At 64.4% G+C, this 17,928-nt stretch carries 12 protein-coding genes; 9 read left to right on the top strand and 3 right to left on the bottom strand.

Annotated features, from left to right (window positions below; genetic code table 11):
* The first annotated feature begins 1 nt into the window (after position 1).
* From MTP16_RS03640 to moeB, 3 genes are all read left to right on the top strand, one after another.
* Positions 2–781 carry a thiazole synthase gene (locus tag MTP16_RS03640; protein ID WP_243516040.1) on the top strand — a complete coding sequence of 260 codons (780 nt, stop codon included), beginning with the start codon at positions 2–4 and terminating at the stop codon, positions 779–781.
* A gap of 97 nt (positions 782–878) precedes the next feature.
* The gene (gene thiH / locus MTP16_RS03635) at positions 879–2,000 is read left to right on the top strand and encodes a 2-iminoacetate synthase ThiH (RefSeq protein ID WP_243516039.1); all 1,122 of its coding nucleotides are present in this window, start codon (positions 879–881) and stop codon (positions 1,998–2,000) included.
* 136 nt (positions 2,001–2,136) lie between these two features.
* A complete protein-coding gene (gene moeB, locus MTP16_RS03630) occupies positions 2,137–3,240 on the top strand; it encodes a molybdopterin-synthase adenylyltransferase MoeB (RefSeq protein ID WP_243516038.1) in 1,104 nt (367 codons plus the stop codon).
* Here moeB and MTP16_RS03625 read toward each other — a convergent pair.
* Both MTP16_RS03625 and MTP16_RS03620 read right to left on the bottom strand, forming a co-directional pair.
* Positions 3,237–3,845: a thiamine phosphate synthase gene (locus tag MTP16_RS03625; protein WP_243516037.1), complete on the bottom strand. Its 609-nt coding sequence runs from the start codon at positions 3,843–3,845 to the stop codon at positions 3,237–3,239. The two genes, moeB and MTP16_RS03625, sit on opposite strands and share 4 nt — an antisense overlap.
* Before the next feature lie 12 nt (positions 3,846–3,857).
* Positions 3,858–4,466, bottom strand: coding sequence for an HD domain-containing protein (locus MTP16_RS03620; protein ID WP_243516035.1), 609 nt, complete (start codon positions 4,464–4,466; stop codon positions 3,858–3,860).
* A gap of 249 nt (positions 4,467–4,715) precedes the next feature.
* Here MTP16_RS03620 and MTP16_RS03615 point away from each other — a divergent pair, with 249 nt between their 5' ends.
* The 6 genes from MTP16_RS03615 to MTP16_RS03590 all read left to right on the top strand — a co-directional run bounded on the left by MTP16_RS03615 (position 4,716) and on the right by MTP16_RS03590 (position 14,496).
* Positions 4,716–6,929: an ATP-binding protein gene (locus tag MTP16_RS03615; RefSeq protein ID WP_243516033.1), complete on the top strand. Its 2,214-nt coding sequence runs from the start codon at positions 4,716–4,718 to the stop codon at positions 6,927–6,929.
* A gap of 126 nt (positions 6,930–7,055) precedes the next feature.
* A complete protein-coding gene (locus tag MTP16_RS03610; protein ID WP_243516032.1) occupies positions 7,056–8,435 on the top strand; it encodes a sensor histidine kinase in 1,380 nt (459 codons plus the stop codon).
* Between the two features lie 70 nt (positions 8,436–8,505).
* Complete coding sequence (locus MTP16_RS03605) at positions 8,506–10,713, top strand: sensor histidine kinase (protein WP_243516030.1); 2,208 nt, start codon at positions 8,506–8,508, stop codon at positions 10,711–10,713.
* A 253-nt stretch (positions 10,714–10,966) separates the two neighbouring features.
* Positions 10,967–12,973, top strand: coding sequence for an ATP-binding protein (locus MTP16_RS03600; protein ID WP_243516028.1), 2,007 nt, complete (start codon positions 10,967–10,969; stop codon positions 12,971–12,973).
* A 51-nt stretch (positions 12,974–13,024) separates the two neighbouring features.
* Positions 13,025–13,405: a response regulator gene (locus MTP16_RS03595; protein WP_243516027.1), complete on the top strand. Its 381-nt coding sequence runs from the start codon at positions 13,025–13,027 to the stop codon at positions 13,403–13,405.
* Positions 13,406–13,449: 44 nt separating this feature from the next.
* Positions 13,450–14,496 carry an adenylate/guanylate cyclase domain-containing protein gene (locus MTP16_RS03590; protein ID WP_243516025.1) on the top strand — a complete coding sequence of 349 codons (1,047 nt, stop codon included), beginning with the start codon at positions 13,450–13,452 and terminating at the stop codon, positions 14,494–14,496.
* Positions 14,497–14,587: 91 nt separating this feature from the next.
* Here the strand turns inward: MTP16_RS03590 and MTP16_RS03585 are convergent, their stop codons facing one another.
* A complete protein-coding gene (locus MTP16_RS03585; RefSeq protein ID WP_243516023.1) occupies positions 14,588–17,890 on the bottom strand; it encodes a cyclic nucleotide-binding domain-containing protein in 3,303 nt (1,100 codons plus the stop codon).
* Between the last annotated feature and the right edge of the window lie 38 nt (positions 17,891–17,928).

Here is a 17,928-nt window from a genome sequence, read left to right as displayed (position 1 = left end):
TATGTTAAATAAAAATCTGGTCATTGCTGGCCGCACATTCAATTCCCGTCTGTTCACCGGAACGGGCAAATTTAGCTCGTCGGAGTTGATGGAAGAAGCGCTTTTAGCCGCGGGCTCGGAACTGGTGACGGTGGCGCTGAAAAGGGTGGACGTGGCCGATGCCGAGGATGACATCCTGCGTCACCTTTCGCATCCGCAGTTCAGCCTGCTGCCCAACACCTCCGGCGTGCGCACGGCCAAAGAAGCGGTTTTTGCCGCGCAGCTAGCCCGCGAAGCGTTGGAAACCAACTGGCTTAAGCTCGAAATTCATCCCGACCCGAAGTATCTGCTGCCAGACCCCATCGAAACCCTGAAAGCCGCCGAGGAACTGGTGAGGCTGGGCTTCGTGGTACTGCCCTACATCCATGCCGACCCGGTGCTGTGCAAGCGCCTGGAGGAGGTGGGCGTGGCGGCCGTGATGCCCCTGGGTTCGCCCATCGGCTCGAACAAGGGCCTGCTGACGCGCGAATTCCTCGAAATCATCATCGGCCAGAGCAAGGTGCCGGTGGTGGTGGATGCCGGCATTGGGGCGCCCTCGCACGCGGCCGCGGCTCTGGAAATGGGCGCCGATGCCGTGCTGGTGAACACGGCCATTGCCGTCGCTGGCAACCCGGTGGCCATGGCCACGGCTTTCAAAATGGCTGTAGAAGCCGGCCGCATGGCGTATGAGGCTCGGCTGGCTGCACCGGTAGCGCACGCCGAGGCCGTAGCCAGCTCGCCGCTCACGGCGTTTCTGGATTAGTGGTTAACGGTTGGTGATAAGTGGTTAGTAATGAACCAGCCGCTCCTTGCACTTTCCAACATTAACCACTTATCACTAACCGTTAACCACTGTAAAAATGAGCTTCCGCCCAATATTCGAGGCCCAGCCCTGGGACGACGTCAAGGCCAGCATCTACGCCAAGACGGCGGCGGATGTGGAGCGTGCCCTGGCCGCGCCGCACCGCACGCTGGAAGATTTCAAGGCGCTGATTTCGCCCGCCGCGGCGCCGTATCTGGAGCAGATGGCGCAGCTGAGCCACCAGCTCACGCGCAAGCGGTTCGGCAACACGGTGCAGCTTTATGCGCCGCTGTATCTGAGCAACGAGTGCCAAAATATCTGCACCTACTGCGGCTTCAGCCTCGATAATAAGATTGCGCGGCGCACGCTCAGCAGCGTGGAAATGCTGCAGGAAGCCGCCGTGCTCAAGGACTGGGGCTACGACCATGTGCTGCTGGTGACCGGCGAGGCCAACGTGACGGTGGGCGTCGATTACCTGGAAAAAGCCCTGCGCACGCTGCGGCCGCACTTCGCGCACCTCTCCATGGAAGTGCAGCCGCTGGACCAGGCCGACTACGAGCGCCTGATTTCCGAAGGCCTGAACACGGTGCTGGTGTACCAGGAAACCTACCACCGCGACGACTACAGGAAGCACCACCCCAAGGGCAAGAAATCCAACTTCAACTATCGCCTCGACACGCCCGACCGGTTGGGCCGGGCCGGCATTCACAAGATGGGGCTGGGCGTGCTCATCGGGCTGGAGGACTGGCGCACCGACTGCTTCTACACCGCGCTGCACCTCGATTACCTCGAACGCACCTACTGGCAAACCAAGTACAGCCTGTCGTTCCCGCGCCTGCGGCCGGCCGAGGGACTGCTGCAGCCCAAGGTGGAAATGAGCGACCGGGAGCTGGTGCAGCTTATTTGCGCCTACCGCCTGCTGAACGAGGAAGTGGAGCTGTCGCTTTCGACCCGCGAAAACCCGGTTTTCCGCGACCATGTGGTGAAACTGGGCATCACGAGCATCAGCGCGGGCTCCAAGACCAACCCGGGCGGCTACGCGGTGGCGCCGGAGTCGCTGGAGCAGTTCGAGATTTCGGACGAGCGCAGCCCCGCCGAAATTGCCGCCATGCTGCGCCGCCAGGGCTACGAACCGGTGTGGAAGGACTGGGACGCGACGCTGGTGGGGCTGCCGCGTTAAATAGAAAAAGGCCGTCATGCACAGCGCAGCGAAGCATCTTTACCGCAGGCACTAATCCTTTTCGCTCAGCGATTGGTTTGCTTATGGCGGTAAAGCTGCTTCGCTGCGCTGTGCATGACGTTCGAATTTAATTCCGATGACTCTTACTGAAAACGTTTTGTTGCCTGCCGAAACCAACCGCTACAGCCGCCACCTGCTGCTGCCCGAAATCGGCCTGGCCGGGCAGCAGCGCCTGAAGGCGGCCCGCGTGCTGGTGGTGGGCTGCGGCGGGCTGGGCTGCCCGGTGCTGCAATACCTGGCCGCCGCCGGCGTGGGCACGCTGGGTTTGCTTGATTTTGACACCGTGGACGACAGCAACCTGCAGCGGCAGGTGCTCTATGCCACCGCCGACGTGGGCCGGCCCAAAGCGGTGGTGGCCGCCGAAAAGTTGGCAGCGCAAAACCCATTCATCACGTTGCAAACGCACCAAGTGCTGCTGTCGAGAGACAACGTGCTGGAGCTATTTGCCGACTACGACATGGTGGTGGACTGCTCCGACAACTTCACCACGCGCTACTTAGTGAACGATGCCTGCGTCATCCTCGGCAAGCCGCTGGTGTTCGGGGCTATTTTCAAGTTTGAAGGGCAGGTGTCGGTGTTCAATTACCAAAACGGCCCCACCTACCGCTGCCTCTACCCGGAGCCGCCCGCGCCGGGCGATGCCCCCAGCTGCGCCGAAATCGGCGTGCTGGGCGTGCTGCCGGGCCTGGTGGGCACCCTGCAGGCCACCGAGGCGCTGAAGATTATTCTGGAGCTGGGCGAGGTGCTAAGCGGCCGCCTGCTGCTGGTCGATGCCCTGGGCATGCGCTTCCAAAGCATCCGCTTCCGCGCCGTGGCGGCCAACCAGCAGCGCACCGAATTGGCGCCCGACTACGCGGCTTTTTGCGGCGAAGCGCCCCTGCAGGCCGCGCCGCAGCGCGCGCCTGAAATCACGGCCGACGACCTGAAAGCCTGGCAGCAAAGCGGCCGGCCGCTGCAGCTGCTCGATGTGCGCGAGCCGCACGAGGCGGCCCGGCGTAGCATCGGCGGGCGGCTGATGCCACTGGCGCAGCTGGGCGAGCGACTCGGCGAAATCTTACCCGAGGTGCTCGTAGTGGTGCACTGCGCCAGCGGCGTTCGCAGCCAGAAGGCTGCCCAGCAGCTACTGGCGCAGGGTTTTCGGGAAGTGTATTCGCTGCAAAACGGCTTGGCCGACTACTAGCTGGCCAGCGCCTGCAGCTCGCGGAAGGCGGCCACCGGGTCGGGACTTTGCCACACCGTGCCCAGCACGGCGGCGCCCGCAAAGCCGGCCCGCCGCACGGCCGCCAGCTTACTGGCCTCGATGCCGCCCAGCGCCAGCACTTGCGGCACGTAGCCCATGCGCTGCCAAAGCTGCCGTAGCGCGTGGGCCACGGTGGCCAGCTCGAAACCGGCCGCGTAGCCGCTCTTGCTGAGGCTGTCAAAAATAGGGCTCAGAAATACGTAGTTGTACTTGCGGCGGTGCTGCCGGATTTCGGGCAGCGTGTGGAAAGAGGTGGATAAGGTTTGGCCGGCGGCTAGTTTCGGACGACTCACCCAGCCGTTGCGGGCGGCGGCGGTGAGGTGCAGGCCGCCCAGTTTCAGGTCGGAAACCAGCGCCGGGTGACCGTGCAGCACCAGCCGGGCGTGGTAGCGGGTCGGCAGCTGCACAATGAAAGCCGCCATTTCCTGCTGGCTGAAGGCGGGCTTGCGCAAGTGCAGGCGGGGCAGGCCGGCGTCCAGCAGTTCGCGCATTATCTCTATTTCCTGCGCCACCGCCTCCGGTGCCGAAATCACAACAAGCTGCATAGAGGGAGCAGGCTAGGCGGCTCCGTCAGCGGCGGGCCAGTTGGTCAACAGCGCCAGGATGTGGTCGAGACGCGCCTGCTTAGGAGCCGCGCGCCGGGCCACGGCCGTGCGCGTCCAGAAGTGGTGACTGGCGAGAAACCGCGCTTGCAGCTGAAACCAGGCGTGCTCGTCGGCAATGAGCTGCCGGGCGGTTAGCTCATCGAACAGGCTCGTGGAAATGGGCACAAAATCGGTCCGGCCGAGGTAGTCGAGGTCGGCGTCGCAGATAATTTCTTCGAGGTGGTTGTGCGGCTCCTGCGGGTACTTGGTGGCCGTAATCAGGCCGCATATTTGCTCGATTTGTTCCGGTGAGAAATCAAAGTCCGGCAGCGTGGCGCGGGCCAGCGCGCAGCCCTGGTCTTCGTGGCCCTGGTAGCTGTGCAAAAAGCCGGCGTCGTGGTAGAGGGCGGCGGTGCGCAGCAGGGCCAACGCCTCGGGGTCGGTCACGCCCTCGGCGGCGGCCAACTCCTGGGCCACGGCGGCCACGTCGAGCGTGTGGTGCAGGCCATGGTAGTAGAGCGTGGGAGAAAGGCCACGCCGCAACTCATTCACGATAAAATTTTCGGCGGCCAGGACGTTCATGCGGAAAGGGCCACGGGCAGCGGCGCCCGACAGGCAAGCAAAGCAAGCAGGTAAAATTGAAAACAGAAAATCAGCGCCTTATCCGGAGCCGGCTTCGCGGATAATTATGCCCGAATTATAGATGTTGCAACATCTTTAATCCATCTTTACGGTATGGAAATGGCGGCGCACGTTCGGGCTTATCAAAACTGCGGGCCGGGCAGTCTGTTTGGCCCGGCAATTCCTGCCTTTTACGCTTAGGTTGTGCCCATGAGATGGTTTTTTACGGTGCTGGCGATGTGGGCGCTCTGCGGCCCGGTGCAGGCCCGGGCGCGCTACTGGGACGCGGACTACGATTCGCTGGCCCGCACGCTGCCGCGGCAAACCACCGACTCGGCCCGCCTGCGCACCGTGGTGCATCTGCTGGACCTGCGCCCCACCGGCGTTGAAGCCGATTCCTTACTGGGCCAGTTGCTGACGCTAAACCAACGCCTGCAAACCCTCGACGCTGCGCCTTACCGCCGCCTGCGCGCCGGCCTGCGAATGTGGCGCCGCAACTCGCCCGCGGCTCTCGACTCCCTGAAGGCTGCCGTGGGTGAGTTTGACCGGCTGGAACGCCCCATGCCCTGGCTGCTGATGGGCCTGGTGGCGCTGTATAACCAGCAGAACGACATGGCGGCGCGCAAAAAATACTACGACGAAAAGCTGACGTTCTACCGCTTGCGCGGCGCGGTCGAAAACGTCACGGCCTGCTACATCTCGCAGGGGGCCTACTACCGGCGCATGGGCGACTACAACCGGGCCATCAACAGTACCCTGCGCGCGGCCGACATGGCGCTCCTGTTCAGCAACCGCCTGCACATCAATGAGCTGATTGTGACCGGCGGGCTCTACGCAGACTGGGGCAACCACGACAAGGCCATGCACTACCTGAGCCGGGCCCAGGCCATGCCGGAGTTCCGGCGCGTGCAGGGCACCAACCGGGTGTTCACGTTCCTGGCGCTGTCGAAGCTGTTTCTGCAGCAAAAGCAGTACCCCGACGCGCTGCGCTTGGCCGATTCGGCGCTGGCCGCCCACGTGGCCGACCCCGGCGAGCAACAAATGGACCGGGCCTGCGCCCTGGTGCAAAAAGCGGCCGTGCTGCTCCAGATGCGGAAGGTCGACCAAGCCCTTCCGCTGCTGCACCGCGCCCAGCAGCTCGACGATTCGCTGGACTTGCCCATGTCGAGCGGCCCCGGGGAGTTCGAGCTCGACGCAGCCTGGGCGCAGTACTACGCGGCGCAGGGCAACGCCCGGGAGGCCGAGCAGCACTGGCTGCTGGCCTACCAGAAGGCCACCGCGGCCCGCCTCAACCGGCTGCGACCCAAGTACCTGCAGGAGTTGGCCGCCTTCTACGACGCCCGCGGCCAGTTGGTGGAAGCCCAACGCTATTCGCGCGCCTACATTGCCCTGACCGATACCTTCAAAGCCGCTCAGGCCGCCTTCAATGTGGCGCAGTACGAGGCCCAGCGCATCGAGCAAGCCCAGAACAACCAGATAACCACCCTGCGGCAAGCCCAGGCCGTGCAGGCCGAGCGCCTGCGCCTGCGCAACTGGCTGCTGCTGGGGGCCCTGCTGGCGGTGGTGCTGTTGTCGGGGCTGGGCGTGTTCATCTACTGGCAGCTGCGCCTGAAGCGCCGGGCCCTGGCCCAGCTCCGTCATACGCAGTCGCAGCTAGTGCAGGCCGAGAAAATGGCCTTTTTGGGCGAGCTCACGGCGGGCATTGCCCACGAGCTGCAAAACCCACTCAACTTCATGAAAAACTTCGCCGAAGTCAGCTCCGGCCTGGTCGATAACATGAACGGCGAGGGCCCCGCCCGCTCCACGGGCCTGCAGCAGGAAATCCTGAGCGGGCTGAAGCAGAACCTGCAGCAAATCAGCCAGCATGGGCAGCGGGCCTCGTCCATCATCAAGGGCATGCTGGAGCACTCGCGTAGCGGCACCAGCCAGCGCGTGCCCGCCGACCTCAACGCCCTGGCCGACGAATCGTTGACGCTGGCCTACCAGGGGCTGCGCACCGAAGACCAGGCCTTCGAGGCCACTTTGCACAAAGAATTTGACCCCCGCATGGGCACCGTGGGCGCCGTGCCCCAGGACCTGGCCCGCGTGCTGGTCAACCTGTGCACCAACGCCTTGCACGCCGTGCGCCAGCGCCAGCGCGAAACCCGCGCCGGGGCGGCCTACGTGCCCACCGTGGCCGTGAGCACGCGCCGCCCCGCCGGCCGCACCGTCGAAATCCGGGTGAAGGACAACGGCACGGGCATGCCGGCGGCGGTGAAAGCCCGGATATTCGAGCCGTTTTTCACCACCAAGCCGGCCGGGCAGGGCACGGGCCTGGGCCTCTCGCTGAGCCACGACATCATCACCAAGGGCCACGGCGGCACCCTCACGGTGGAGAGCCGCGAGGGCGAGGGCACCGAATTTCTCATCGTATTGCCCGCTTAGGACCATCGGGCGTAGCTGCTACCCACGGGCCCCACAGGTGGCGCCGAATAGCGGTTCGCGCGTTGCTGATTAACATTGCCGGCCGCACGGCCGGGCAGCACTCCGGCCGGCAGCGGCTACTCCCTCATGGCTCATTACTCAAACAGCGACCTTTTCCTTGTCACCCCGTTGGTTTACGGGGTGGTGGGCGCCATGCGCAAGTTCCTGGACCTGCCCCGCCGCCTGCCCGGCTGGAACCGCGCCCTGAACTGGATATGGGTGCCGGGCGCGGCGCTGTTTCTGGCGGCCCAGGCCCTGGACCTGAAAACCACCACGCTGGGCGACGTGTACTGGCTGCTCTCGCTGGGGATGATAATGGCCGTGCTGCTGGCCCTGCGCGACTACCGCCCGGCCCGCTCGCTGTTGCTGGCCATGGCGCCCTTTGTGGTGTATAAGCTGGTGGAATACGTGCTGGAAACGCCGGAAGGCAAAATTCCCAAGCAGTACGACGCCGCCCTCGACACCACGCAGGGCTTCGTCATCATCTGGCTGATTACCTTCATTTTTATTGCCCGCAGCCAGAAAAAGCAGCTCGAAAAAGAGCGGGTGCTGCGCGAGGAAGAAGAAAAAGCAAAGCGCCTCATCGAGGCGCAGAACGCCCAGCTGGAGCACTTGGTAGCCGAGCGCACCGCCGCCCTCACCAACCAGGCCGAAGAGCTGCGCGCCGCCCTCACGGAGCTGAAAACCACGCAGGCCCAGCTCATTCAGAGCGAGAAGATGGCCAGTTTGGGCGAGCTCACGGCCGGCATTGCCCACGAGATTCAGAACCCCCTGAACTTCGTCAACAACTTTGCCGAGGTGAGCGCCGAGCTGGTGACCGAGCTGGAAGAGGAACGCGAAAAGCCTGACCGCGACCTGGAGCTGGAGGCCGACTTGCTGGCCGACCTCAAGCAGAACCTGCAGAAGATTCACCAGCACGGCGGGCGCGCCGCCAGCATCGTGCGCGGCATGCTGGAGCACTCGCGCCAGAGCTCCGGCGAGCGGGTGCCCACCGACCTCAACCAGCTGGCCGACGAGTACCTGCGCCTGGCCTACCACGGCCTGCGCGCCAAAGACAAAACCTTCAACGCCACGCTCAAACCCGATTTTGACCCCAGCCTGCCGCCCGTCGAAGTCATTGCCCAGGACCTGGGCCGGGTATTGCTCAACCTGCTCACGAACGCCTTCTACGCCGTGAAGAAGCGCCAGGAGCAAGGCGAACCCGGCTACGCGCCCACCGTGAGCGTGAGCACCAAGCGGGTGGGCAGCGACGTGGAAATCCGGGTGCGCGACAACGGCACGGGCATGCCCGAAAGCGTGCAGGCCAAAATCTTCCAGCCCTTCTTCACCACCAAGCCCACGGGCGAGGGCACGGGGCTGGGCCTTTCGCTGAGCTACGACATTGTGACCCAGGGCCACGGCGGCACGCTGGCCGTGGAAAGCCGCGAGGGCGAAGGCACGGAATTTATCATTAGCTTGCCGGCCTAACTGCCAACTTTTACTGGAATTAATTCCATTCGCGCGCAGAAGCTCTTTGCGCGCCGCCCGCCGTTTGCTTATGCGTCTATTGCTACTGCTCGCGGCCCTAGGGCTGCTTTTCGGGGTTGCTGCCGCCGCGCCGCTGCCGGCCGATACGGCGGTGCTGCGCATCGACCACCTGCCCGCCACGGGCCTGCTGCTGCAAAAAGGCTGGCGCTACCACCCCGGCGACGACCCGGCCTGGGCCCGCCCCAATTTCGACGACAGCGCTTGGGACACCATCACCGTGGCCCGCAGCGGGTTGCCGCTGCCGCAGCGGGCGCGGAACGGGGCGGGGTGGTTTCGGCTGCGCCTGCGCTTGGCCGACAGCCTGCGCGCCCAAGCCTTGGCTTTGCAAATGGCAAGCGAATCGATGGCCGGCCTGGAAGTGTACGCCGACGGCCGCCGCATTGGTCGCTCCGGTATTTTCAGCACCAACCCAGCCCGGGTGCGGCCCGCCAGCCGCCGGGGCTGGCCGCTGAATCTCGACCTGGTTTGGGCCGGACCCGGCCCGGAACTGTTGCTGGCCGTGCGCTTCTCGCCTTACCGGCCCGCGCTGCCCGGGCGGGCGTGGCTGGCCCCAGGCGATGAGCTCGTGGACTTTTCTTTCCGCTTGTATAAGCAGCAGCAGCTGCGGCAGCAGGAGCGGCAGGCGAAAATCACGGAATCGCTTTGGGCACTGCAGGCCGGGATGTTCTTACTGCTTGGCCTGCTGCACTTAACTTTTTTTCGCTACAACCCGGCCCAGCGCGCTAATGCTTACTTCGCGCAGTATGCGCTCCTGGGCGTGGCGGGGTACTGCCTGGATGCCTTTTATCCCTTGGACCTGGCGTTGGGATGGGCTAGCGTGGCTTTTTCCGGCACCAGACTTTTTTTGAATTATTACGGGTTTATAGCCGGGTTGCGGGCGATGTATGCCTTGTTTGGGGTGCGGCCCGGTTGGGCGTATGCGGGGCTGTGCTTGCTGGCCGGCCTGCTGGTGCCGTGGCAGGTGTACAGCGGCTTGCTCGGGGCCACTCCAACCCCCTGGCCCTACTTGAGCCTCTTCGCGGGGGCCATGCTTATGCAGGTGCGCCTTACCTGGCAGGCCGTGCGGCGCCGACAGCGCGGGAGCCTGCTGGTGGGCAGCGGCTTCGGCATTGGCTTGCTGCTGACGCTGGCGGCCGTGGCGCTGAGCTTTCTATTTCCGCAGTGGCAGTCGGCGGATTTTTTTCAACTTATTGGCGGTGTCTTATTTCTCTTGGGCAGCATCGCGCCAGTGCTGAGCATCTCGCTCTATTTGGCTCGGGAATTCGCCCTCGACGCACAACTCCTGCAAGTGAAGCTACGCGAAGTCGAGCGCCTCTCGGCCCAAACCCTGGCCCAGGAGCAAGAGAAGCAGGCGATGCTAGCCCAGCAAAACGAAACCCTCGAAACCCAGGTAGCCCAGCGCACCGGCGAGCTGCAACGCTCCCTTACCGACCTGCGCGCCACGCAGGCCCAGCTCATCCAGAAGGAGAAAATGGCCAGCCTGGGCGAGCTCACGGCCGGCATCGCCCACGAGATTCAAAACCCGCTCAACTTCGTCAACAATTTCTCGGAAGTGAGCAGCGAACTGATGATGGAATTGCGGGAAGCGCAGGCCGCGGGCGACGCGGAAGAAGTGGCGGCCCTGGCCGAGGACGTAACGCAAAACCTGGGCAAGATTACCGAGCACGGCAAGCGGGCGGCGGCCATCGTGAAGGGCATGCTGGAGCACTCGCGCACGAGCACCGGCGAGCGGGTGCCCACCGACCTTAACGCCCTCTGCGGCGAGTACCTGCGCCTGGCCTACCAGGGCCTGCTGGCCAAAGACAAAACCTTCAATGCCGCGCTCGAAACAGACTTTACGCCCGGTCTGCCGCCGGTAGAGGCCGTGGGCGCCGACGTGGGCCGGGTGCTGCTCAACCTGTTCGGCAACGCCTTTTATGCGGTGCAAAAGCGCCAGCAAGCGGACGCGGCCGGCTACCAGCCCACCGTCACGGTGAGCACGAAGCAGGCGGGGCCACAGGTTGAAATCCGGGTGCGCGACAACGGCACGGGCATGCCCGAAGAAGTCAAGACCAAAATCTTCCAACCTTTTTTCACCACCAAGCCCACGGGCGAGGGCACGGGGCTGGGCTTGTCGTTGAGCTACGACATCATCAGCAAAGCCCACGGCGGCACGCTCACGGTCGAGTCTCAGCCGGGGAATTTCACTGAGTTTCTGATTAGCTTGCCGCTTAATTAAGCAGGCCTATTTCAGAACTACTTAGCGGCTTCTTTGTCTAATGGTTTTCTGGCTGGTCAAATCAGCAATGCCCTCTTTGCCAGCGGGCATTTGGGCTAATTTCGGGCTGGCAAATCCGACGCCAGCCGGTAGCCTGCGAAGGCAGCCGGCCGGCGCCGCATCAGGCGGCCAGGGCTTCTCAAAATAGGAATCTGCTTTTTTTCCATCTGCGTTCAACCGTCGATTCTTGCGCCAACCCGTTACGCTTTTTTCTGTGCTATTGTCCAGGGCCAATTGGCTGTGCCTGCTGCTGACGTGCTGGCTGCTGGCGGGCGCAGTGCCGGCGCGCGCCAATGCTGGGCCGTCGCAGTTGCCGAAGCCGCTGCCCAAGCCTCCGCAGAGCCGGGCCGTCGACAGCCTGCGCCACCTGCTGGCGCTGCCCCAAACCAACTACGACCAAGTGCTACTGCTCTGCCAGCTCAGCGACCAGCTCTGGACGCAGCGCACCGACTCGGCCGCCGTGTACGCCTACAAGGCCCTGAACCTGGCCCGCCGCATCGGCTACCGCCACGGCGAGGGCGAGGCCCTCAACCGCCTGGGCGCCGCCCTGCGCGAAAGCAACCTGGCCCGTGCCCTGGAAGTGTTTCAGAAGTCGCTGCGCATTGCCGAAGCCACCCACGACCGCGCTCTGGCCGCCCAGAACCTGCGCAGCATCGGCATCATCTACGTGTACCTGCGCGACCAGCGCCAGGGCCTGGCCTACTACTTCCGGGCCCTGCGCCTGGGCGAGCAGCTGCACGACGACCGCCGCATCGTCATCGAGCTCAGCAACATTGGGCTGGCCTACGACCTGTTCAACCAGCTCGATTCGGCCCGCATTTTTCAGGAAAGAGCTTATACCCTGGCCCGGCGCCTGCGCACGCCCACCAACTACATCCTCTACGGCCTCGGCAATGTGGCCCGCAAACAGGGCCGCACGGCCCAAGCCAAGGCGTTTTACCGGGCCAGCATCGCCGAGTCGAAGCAGGTGCAGCACCTGCGCAGCCTCAACTTTGCCTACGTGGGCCTGGCCACCCTCTACCAGCAGCAGGGCCAGGCCGATTCCAGCATCTACTACGCCCGCCTGGGCTGCCAGGCGGCCCAAACCAACGGCTTCCTGCGCGGCGTACTGAATGCCAGCACCCTGCTCACGCAGGATTTTAAAGGCCGCGGCAACGCCGACAGCGCCCTGAAGTACCAGAGCTTGAAAATTTTGATGCAGGACACGCTCTTCGGCCAGGAAAAGGTGATGCGCCTGCAGGCCCTCAACTACCGCGAGCAGCAGCGCATGCAGGAAGCCGCTGCGGCCCAGGCGGCGCTCAAGGCCCGCTACCGCACCTACGCCCTGGTGGCGGGCGTGGTGGCGCTGCTGGCACTGGCGCTGCTGCTGGGCCGCCACGCCCGCCAGCAGCAGCGCGCCCGCGAAGCCCTGGAGCAGTCGCTGGCCGAGCTAAAAACCGCCCAGGACCAGCTGGTGCAGCGCGAGAAAATGGCCTTTCTGGGCGAGCTCACGGCCGGCATTGCCCACGAGCTGCAAAACCCGCTCAACTTCGTGAAGAACTTCGCGGAAGTGAGCACCGGCCTGGTGGATGAAATCACCGGCGAACGCCGCGACCCCAGCCGCAACACCGGGCTGGAGCAGGAAATCCTGAGCGGGCTGAAGCAGAACCTGCAGCAAATCAGCCAGCACGGGCAGCGGGCCACGTCCATCATCAAGGGCATGCTGGAGCACTCGCGCAGCGGCACCAGCCAGCGCCTGCCCACCGACCTCAACGCCCTCGTAGACCAGAGCCTGCGCCTGGCCTACCAGGGCCTGCGCACCAAAGACAAGGACTTCAACGCCGAACTCGAAACCCAGCTCGACGCGGCGCTGCCCCAGGTGCCCGCCGTGTCGCAGGACCTGGGCCGGGTGCTCATCAACTTGTTCACCAACGCCTTCCACGCCGTGCAGCAGCGCCAGCGCCAAGCCGCCGACCCCGCCTACCAGCCCCAGGTGAGCGTGAGCACCCGCGCCGTGCCGGGCGGCGCCGAAATCCGGGTGCGCGACAACGGGGTAGGCATTGCGGACAGCATCAAGGCCAAGATTTTCCAACCCTTCTTCACCACCAAAGCCGTGGGCGAGGGCACCGGCCTGGGCCTCTCGCTCAGCCACGACATCGTAACCACCGGCCACGGCGGCACGCTCACGGTGGAAAGCCAGGAGGGGCAGGGCACCGAATTTGTGCTGCGGCTGCCGGCTTAAGCGGCCGGGACTTTACCTTTGGCACCACAAAATCAGATAAGAAATCTACCCATGCAAATCCTGGTGGTTGACGACGAAACCGACGTGCGCGACTTGTTTCAGCAGCGCTTCCGGCGCGAAATCCGGAGCGGGGAATGGAGCTTCAGCTTCGCGTTTTCGGGCGAGGAGGCGCTGGAGTTTCTGCGCCAGCACCATTCTGAGGTGCTCATCATCCTCTCCGACATCAACATGCCCGGCATGAGCGGGCTCGATTTGCTGGGCCACGTGAAGGAGGAGTTCGAGATGCCGCCCACCACCATGATGATGATAACGGCCTACGGCGACGACGACAGCCACCGCAAAGCCCTAGCACTGGGAGCCCACGATTTCCTGAGCAAGCCCGTGGATTTTGCCGTGCTCAAGGAAAAGCTGGCGCACTTGCGGCCGGTCTAAGTTTCGGGGCTAGTTCTGTAGGGTATTCTATTATAATCAGTTGTATGAAAACAAAAATTCTGGTGGTCGACGACGAAACCGACCTGGAACTGCTGATTAAACAGAAATTCAGACGCAAGATTCGGGAGCAGGCCTACGAGTTTGTGTTCGCCACCAACGGCGAAGAGGCCCTGGCGCGCATCGTCGAGCACCCGGATACCGACATCATCCTCTCCGACATCAACATGCCGGTGATGGACGGCCTGACCCTGCTCACGCGAACGCATTCCGAGCACCCGGCCATGAAAACGGTCATCGTCTCGGCCTACGGCGACCTGGGCAACCTGCGCACCGCCATGAACCGCGGGGCCTTCGACTTCGTGGTGAAGCCCGTGGACTTTGCCGACCTGGAAGTGACCATCGAGAAAACCGCCGACCAGGTGCGCCAGCTGCGCGAAACCCTGCGCGCCATCCAGGAAAACAACATCCTGAAGATGTACGTCGACGAAACGGTGCTCAATTTCATGACCCGGCCCGACTTCGAGAACCGCCTGCTGGCCTCCGAAACGGTGGAAGCCACGGTGGTTTTCCTCGACATCTGCGGCTTCACGGCCCTGGCCGAAAAGCTGAACCCCACCGACGTGGTGAGCCTGCTCAATACCTATTTCGACCTGATAGTGAAGGAGGTAATTGCGCAGGGTGGCCACGTCGATAAGTTCATGGGCGATGCCGTGATGGGCGTGTTCCGCGGCGAGCACCACCTCGACCGGGCCATTGACGCGGCCCTCTCGGCCCGTACTGCCCTGATGAGCAGCGAAACCCCGCTGCCCGAAGGCTTCGACTACCGTCCCGAGGTGAGCATCGGCGTGAACACCGGCGAAGTGGTGTCGGGCAACATCGGTTCGGCCTCGCTCAAGCGTTTGGATTACACCGTTATCGGCGACGTGGTGAACATGTCGCAGCGCCTGCAGTCGGCCGCCAAAGCCGGCCAGATTATCATCAGCGAAGCTGTGTATGAGCGCGTGAAAGAGTCATTTCACTGCCAGTTCGTGGGCGAAGTAACGCTGAAAAACAAGGCCCTGCCAGTGAAGATTTACGAGGTAGTGGAGTAATCTGTAGCGTGGACTCTGCGAGTCCGCGCCTTGGCCAACGATGCTTGCGGCTCTAGCATGCGCGGACTCGCAGAGTCCACGCTACGGCTACTTATCCCGCTAGCTCGCGCATCTTCTCGTTCTGGGTGCGAATGCGCTGGCAGAGCATACGCAGGATGTTGCGCAGCACCTCGGCGCGCTCCTCCATCACGTCGTAGAAATCCTCTTGGTCGATGCGGAAGGCCAGCACCTGGCTGAGGGCCGCAGCCGAGGCGGAGCGGGGCTCGGCATCGAGCAAAGCCAACTCGCCGAAGAAATCGCCCGGGCCAAAAGTAGCCAGCTGCTGCTCGCCGTTGAAGATGCCCACCTGTCCGTCGTGCAGGATGAAAAGCGAGGTGCCGATGTCGCCCTTGGCAAAGATTTCCTCGCCCTCGTGAAACGCCACTTCCTTCATGATGGGCACAATGCTGCTCAGCACATTCTCGGGGGTGGAGGCAAACAGGCTGGTGCTTTTGAGCACCACCACACGTTCCAGGGCAGATACGCGGGTTTCGGAAGAGGCGGCGTGGCTCATGGGGGAGGGGGGAAGAAGCGAAATGGTAAGCGGCCGGCCGGTGTGGGCTTCCAGCGCGTGGGCAGCCAGTTGCGCGCTTTCGACCAGCAGCGCAAGGGGCGAGTGCAGGTAGGGGCGAAGCAGTTCTTCCGCATCGGGCTCGGTGGGCTGCCAGTGGCGCAGGGCTGCGCCGAGCGTCCAAGTGGTGAAGGCGGCCGGGCCGCGGCGGAGTAGCAGCGTCGGCAGCGGCTCGTCGGCAAGGGCGGGCGTGGGCACTGCCGGTGCCATGGCGCTGCCAGCTGCCGCTGCGGGGCCGGCGGGTGCCAGGTGATGATGAGTGTGAGTTGCTACCCCAGAGTTGGTCAAGGCAGCGAAAACGCGGGCCTTTTCGGCCACGGGCGTGTCGTCAAGCAGGGTCTGCAGGCCCTGGTAAATGGCCCTTGGAATCAGGTTGTCGAGGATTTCGAGGGCGTTGGCTTGGCGCTCGCGGGCGGCGTGGGCCACGTTGCGCTGGGCCGTAGCCACTGAGTCCGCATCATAGAGCTGAGCCAGCAGACCGAAGATGCGCTGATGCAGCAGCTCGAATTCGTATTGCACCGTGGCTTGGAGGGCCGGGCGCGGGTCGGCCACGAGGCCGCGCAGTAGCTGGGCGGCCAAGCCAAACTCTTCGCGCAGCAGGCGCTCAAACAGCGGGGTTTCGGCGTATTCGGCAGGGAAGCGGCGGAGGGCCCGCAACGCCACCAGCCGGGAAAACAGATTGGGCCGCTGGGCTAATTCAACCAGGGCGGCCCGGCTGGCAGGGGCGTCCAGCCGCTCCAGCACGGTGGTAAGGCGGTGGGTGATGGCATTGCCGGGGTCGTGCGAAAGGGCTTCGCGCACCAGTGGCACCACGGCCGGGCCCAGCGCCACGAGGCTGTCGGCGGCGGGCTGCCAGCGCTGCTTGTCGCCCAGGGAATGCAGTAGGTACTGCGCCAATGCAGTGTGCCCCACGGTGCCAATGGCTGCCAGCGCCGCCTGGGCCTCCGCCGCATCAGCGTTGTGCAGGCTGCGTTCCACCAGCTCAATCTGTACATCGAGCGGAAAGAAGGCCAATAGCGCCAGCGCGGCCCGGTGCGTGGTGGGTGTGGCGGCTAATAGGCGCAAATTGGCTTGGGCGACTGCGTGTTGCGGAGCGGTTTCGAGGCTGCCGCGCAAGGCGCCCTGGCGCACAGCCAGGTCGGTGCTTTCCAGCAGCGCGGTCAGGGTAGATACCTCGGGCGCGGCGGCGGCAAACTCGCGGGCGGCAGCTTCGCGCACGGCGGGGGCGGGGTCGTGGTGGGCCAGCTGCTGCAGGGTATCGAGGGGCAGGGGGCGCACTTCGGGGGTGGCCAGCAGGGCCAGGCGCACCCGCTCGTCGGGGTGCTGGAGCAGGGCGGGGGCGTGGCGGCCCAGGGCGTGGGGCTCGCGCTGGTGCAGCCAGCTCATGGCATTGAGCACTTCCAGCGGGTGGGCGCTTTGCAGGTGGCCAAGCACCACCTGGCGGGCGGCATCGGGCAGGGCCAGGTCGGCAGTTTCGGCGAAGCGGCGGCCCAGGCCTTCCTTCAGTTCAGCTAAATAGCTGCGGTAAGTGCGAGCCAGAAACAGCAGCGCCAGCAGCAGCAAGACTCCCATCCAGACGAAGGGCGCCGCCCCGCTCAGCCAATCAGCGTAGCGGAAGGTGAAAAACAGCAGGCCCGTGAGGCCCATGCCCAGCGGCTCGTAGAAGCCCTTGGCCAGCGTGTGCGCGGCCAGGCGCTGCTGCGGCGCCAGCGGCTGAAACAGCACCAGAAACACCGGGTCGAACACGGTGCGGCGCAGCACTTCCAGCAGCAGGTAAAGGCCGCAGAAAAAGGCCAGCTGGCCGGTTTGGGAATAGGCGCCGGTGGCCTGCAGGCCGCCAAAGATGGTGAGCGCAGCCAGCGCCACCACTGGCAGCAGCCGCAGCGACCATTGCACGCCGTAGCGCTCCAGCGCCTGCCGGCTCACCAATAGCTTGAAGAACATGGCCGCGAGGTAGGTGCCGCCCAGCACCCAGCCCACCGAGCGCATCACGTCGTCCGAAGCGTGAAACTTGTGCTTCACGTTCAGGAAAAACATGTACTCGACGCCCGTGAGCACGGCCCCAATGGCCAGCAAACTCAGGCACATGGCCAGTACCAGCTCGCTGCCGCCAAACAGCTGCCGCGCCAGCTGCCCCGGCGCCCGCTGCGGCCGGCGCACCGGCCGGGCGGCGGCCTCCACCACGTGCGAGCCGAGCGTGGCGCGCAAGGCAAACAGCGCCGCCAGGTAGGCCACAAACGACACGCCCAGCAGCACCGGCAGCTGCGCATCGCCGTGGATGAGAGCGGCCAGCAGGGCGCCCAAGGCCTTGGCCGGCATGTCGCCCGAACTGATGACGCTGAACAGGCGCTTGCTCTGCCGCACATCAAACACCACCGCCGACACGCCCCAGAATTCGAGGTTGGTGAGCAGGTAGATAACCCGGTAGCCGGCCATGATGGCCACGGCCGCCGCCACCGAATGCCCAAACACCACCAACGCGCCCACCGCCCCGACCAGGGCCACCACGGCCAGCAGCACGCGCACGGCCAGCTTTTTCAGCAGCAGGTGGTGCTCGAAGTAGGTGTAAATTTTGCCCACGGCCATCATGGCGGCGGCGCCGGCCAGGTAGCCGAGGGGTAGGCTTAGCTCGGGCTCGTGCTCGAGCAGCAGCACGTTGGCGGCCACGTACACCAGCACTGAGCCGATGCCGAGTAGAAAATTATGCAGCAAAAACAGCCCCACGGTGCGGGTTTCGCTGGCTTTGATGCCGAACAGGCGTTGAAGAGAGGTGGCCGAGAACATGCAGAAAGGGCGGCCGGCACCACCGGGCACAGCCGTTG

The sequence above is a fragment of the Hymenobacter monticola genome (assembly GCF_022811645.1).
In the GTDB taxonomy this organism is placed as follows: domain Bacteria; phylum Bacteroidota; class Bacteroidia; order Cytophagales; family Hymenobacteraceae; genus Hymenobacter; species Hymenobacter monticola.
Note: the sequence above shows the minus strand (reverse complement) of the source record. Positions and strands in the feature narration are given on the sequence as shown.

Coding starts and splice junctions, on each gene's coding strand:
- MTP16_RS03605 (WP_243516030.1), top strand. CDS start 8,506: ATGCGTCTATTGCTACTGCTCGCGGCCCTAGGGCTGCTTTTCGGGGTT.
- MTP16_RS03620 (WP_243516035.1), bottom strand. CDS start 4,466: ATGAACGTCCTGGCCGCCGAAAATTTTATCGTGAATGAGTTGCGGCGT.
- MTP16_RS03615 (WP_243516033.1), top strand. CDS start 4,716: ATGAGATGGTTTTTTACGGTGCTGGCGATGTGGGCGCTCTGCGGCCCG.
- MTP16_RS03610 (WP_243516032.1), top strand. CDS start 7,056: ATGGCTCATTACTCAAACAGCGACCTTTTCCTTGTCACCCCGTTGGTT.
- MTP16_RS03640 (WP_243516040.1), top strand. CDS start 2: ATGTTAAATAAAAATCTGGTCATTGCTGGCCGCACATTCAATTCCCGT.
- MTP16_RS03625 (WP_243516037.1), bottom strand. CDS start 3,845: ATGCAGCTTGTTGTGATTTCGGCACCGGAGGCGGTGGCGCAGGAAATA.
- thiH (WP_243516039.1), top strand. CDS start 879: ATGAGCTTCCGCCCAATATTCGAGGCCCAGCCCTGGGACGACGTCAAG.
- moeB (WP_243516038.1), top strand. CDS start 2,137: ATGACTCTTACTGAAAACGTTTTGTTGCCTGCCGAAACCAACCGCTAC.
- MTP16_RS03585 (WP_243516023.1), bottom strand. CDS start 17,890: ATGTTCTCGGCCACCTCTCTTCAACGCCTGTTCGGCATCAAAGCCAGC.
- MTP16_RS03590 (WP_243516025.1), top strand. CDS start 13,450: ATGAAAACAAAAATTCTGGTGGTCGACGACGAAACCGACCTGGAACTG.
- MTP16_RS03595 (WP_243516027.1), top strand. CDS start 13,025: ATGCAAATCCTGGTGGTTGACGACGAAACCGACGTGCGCGACTTGTTT.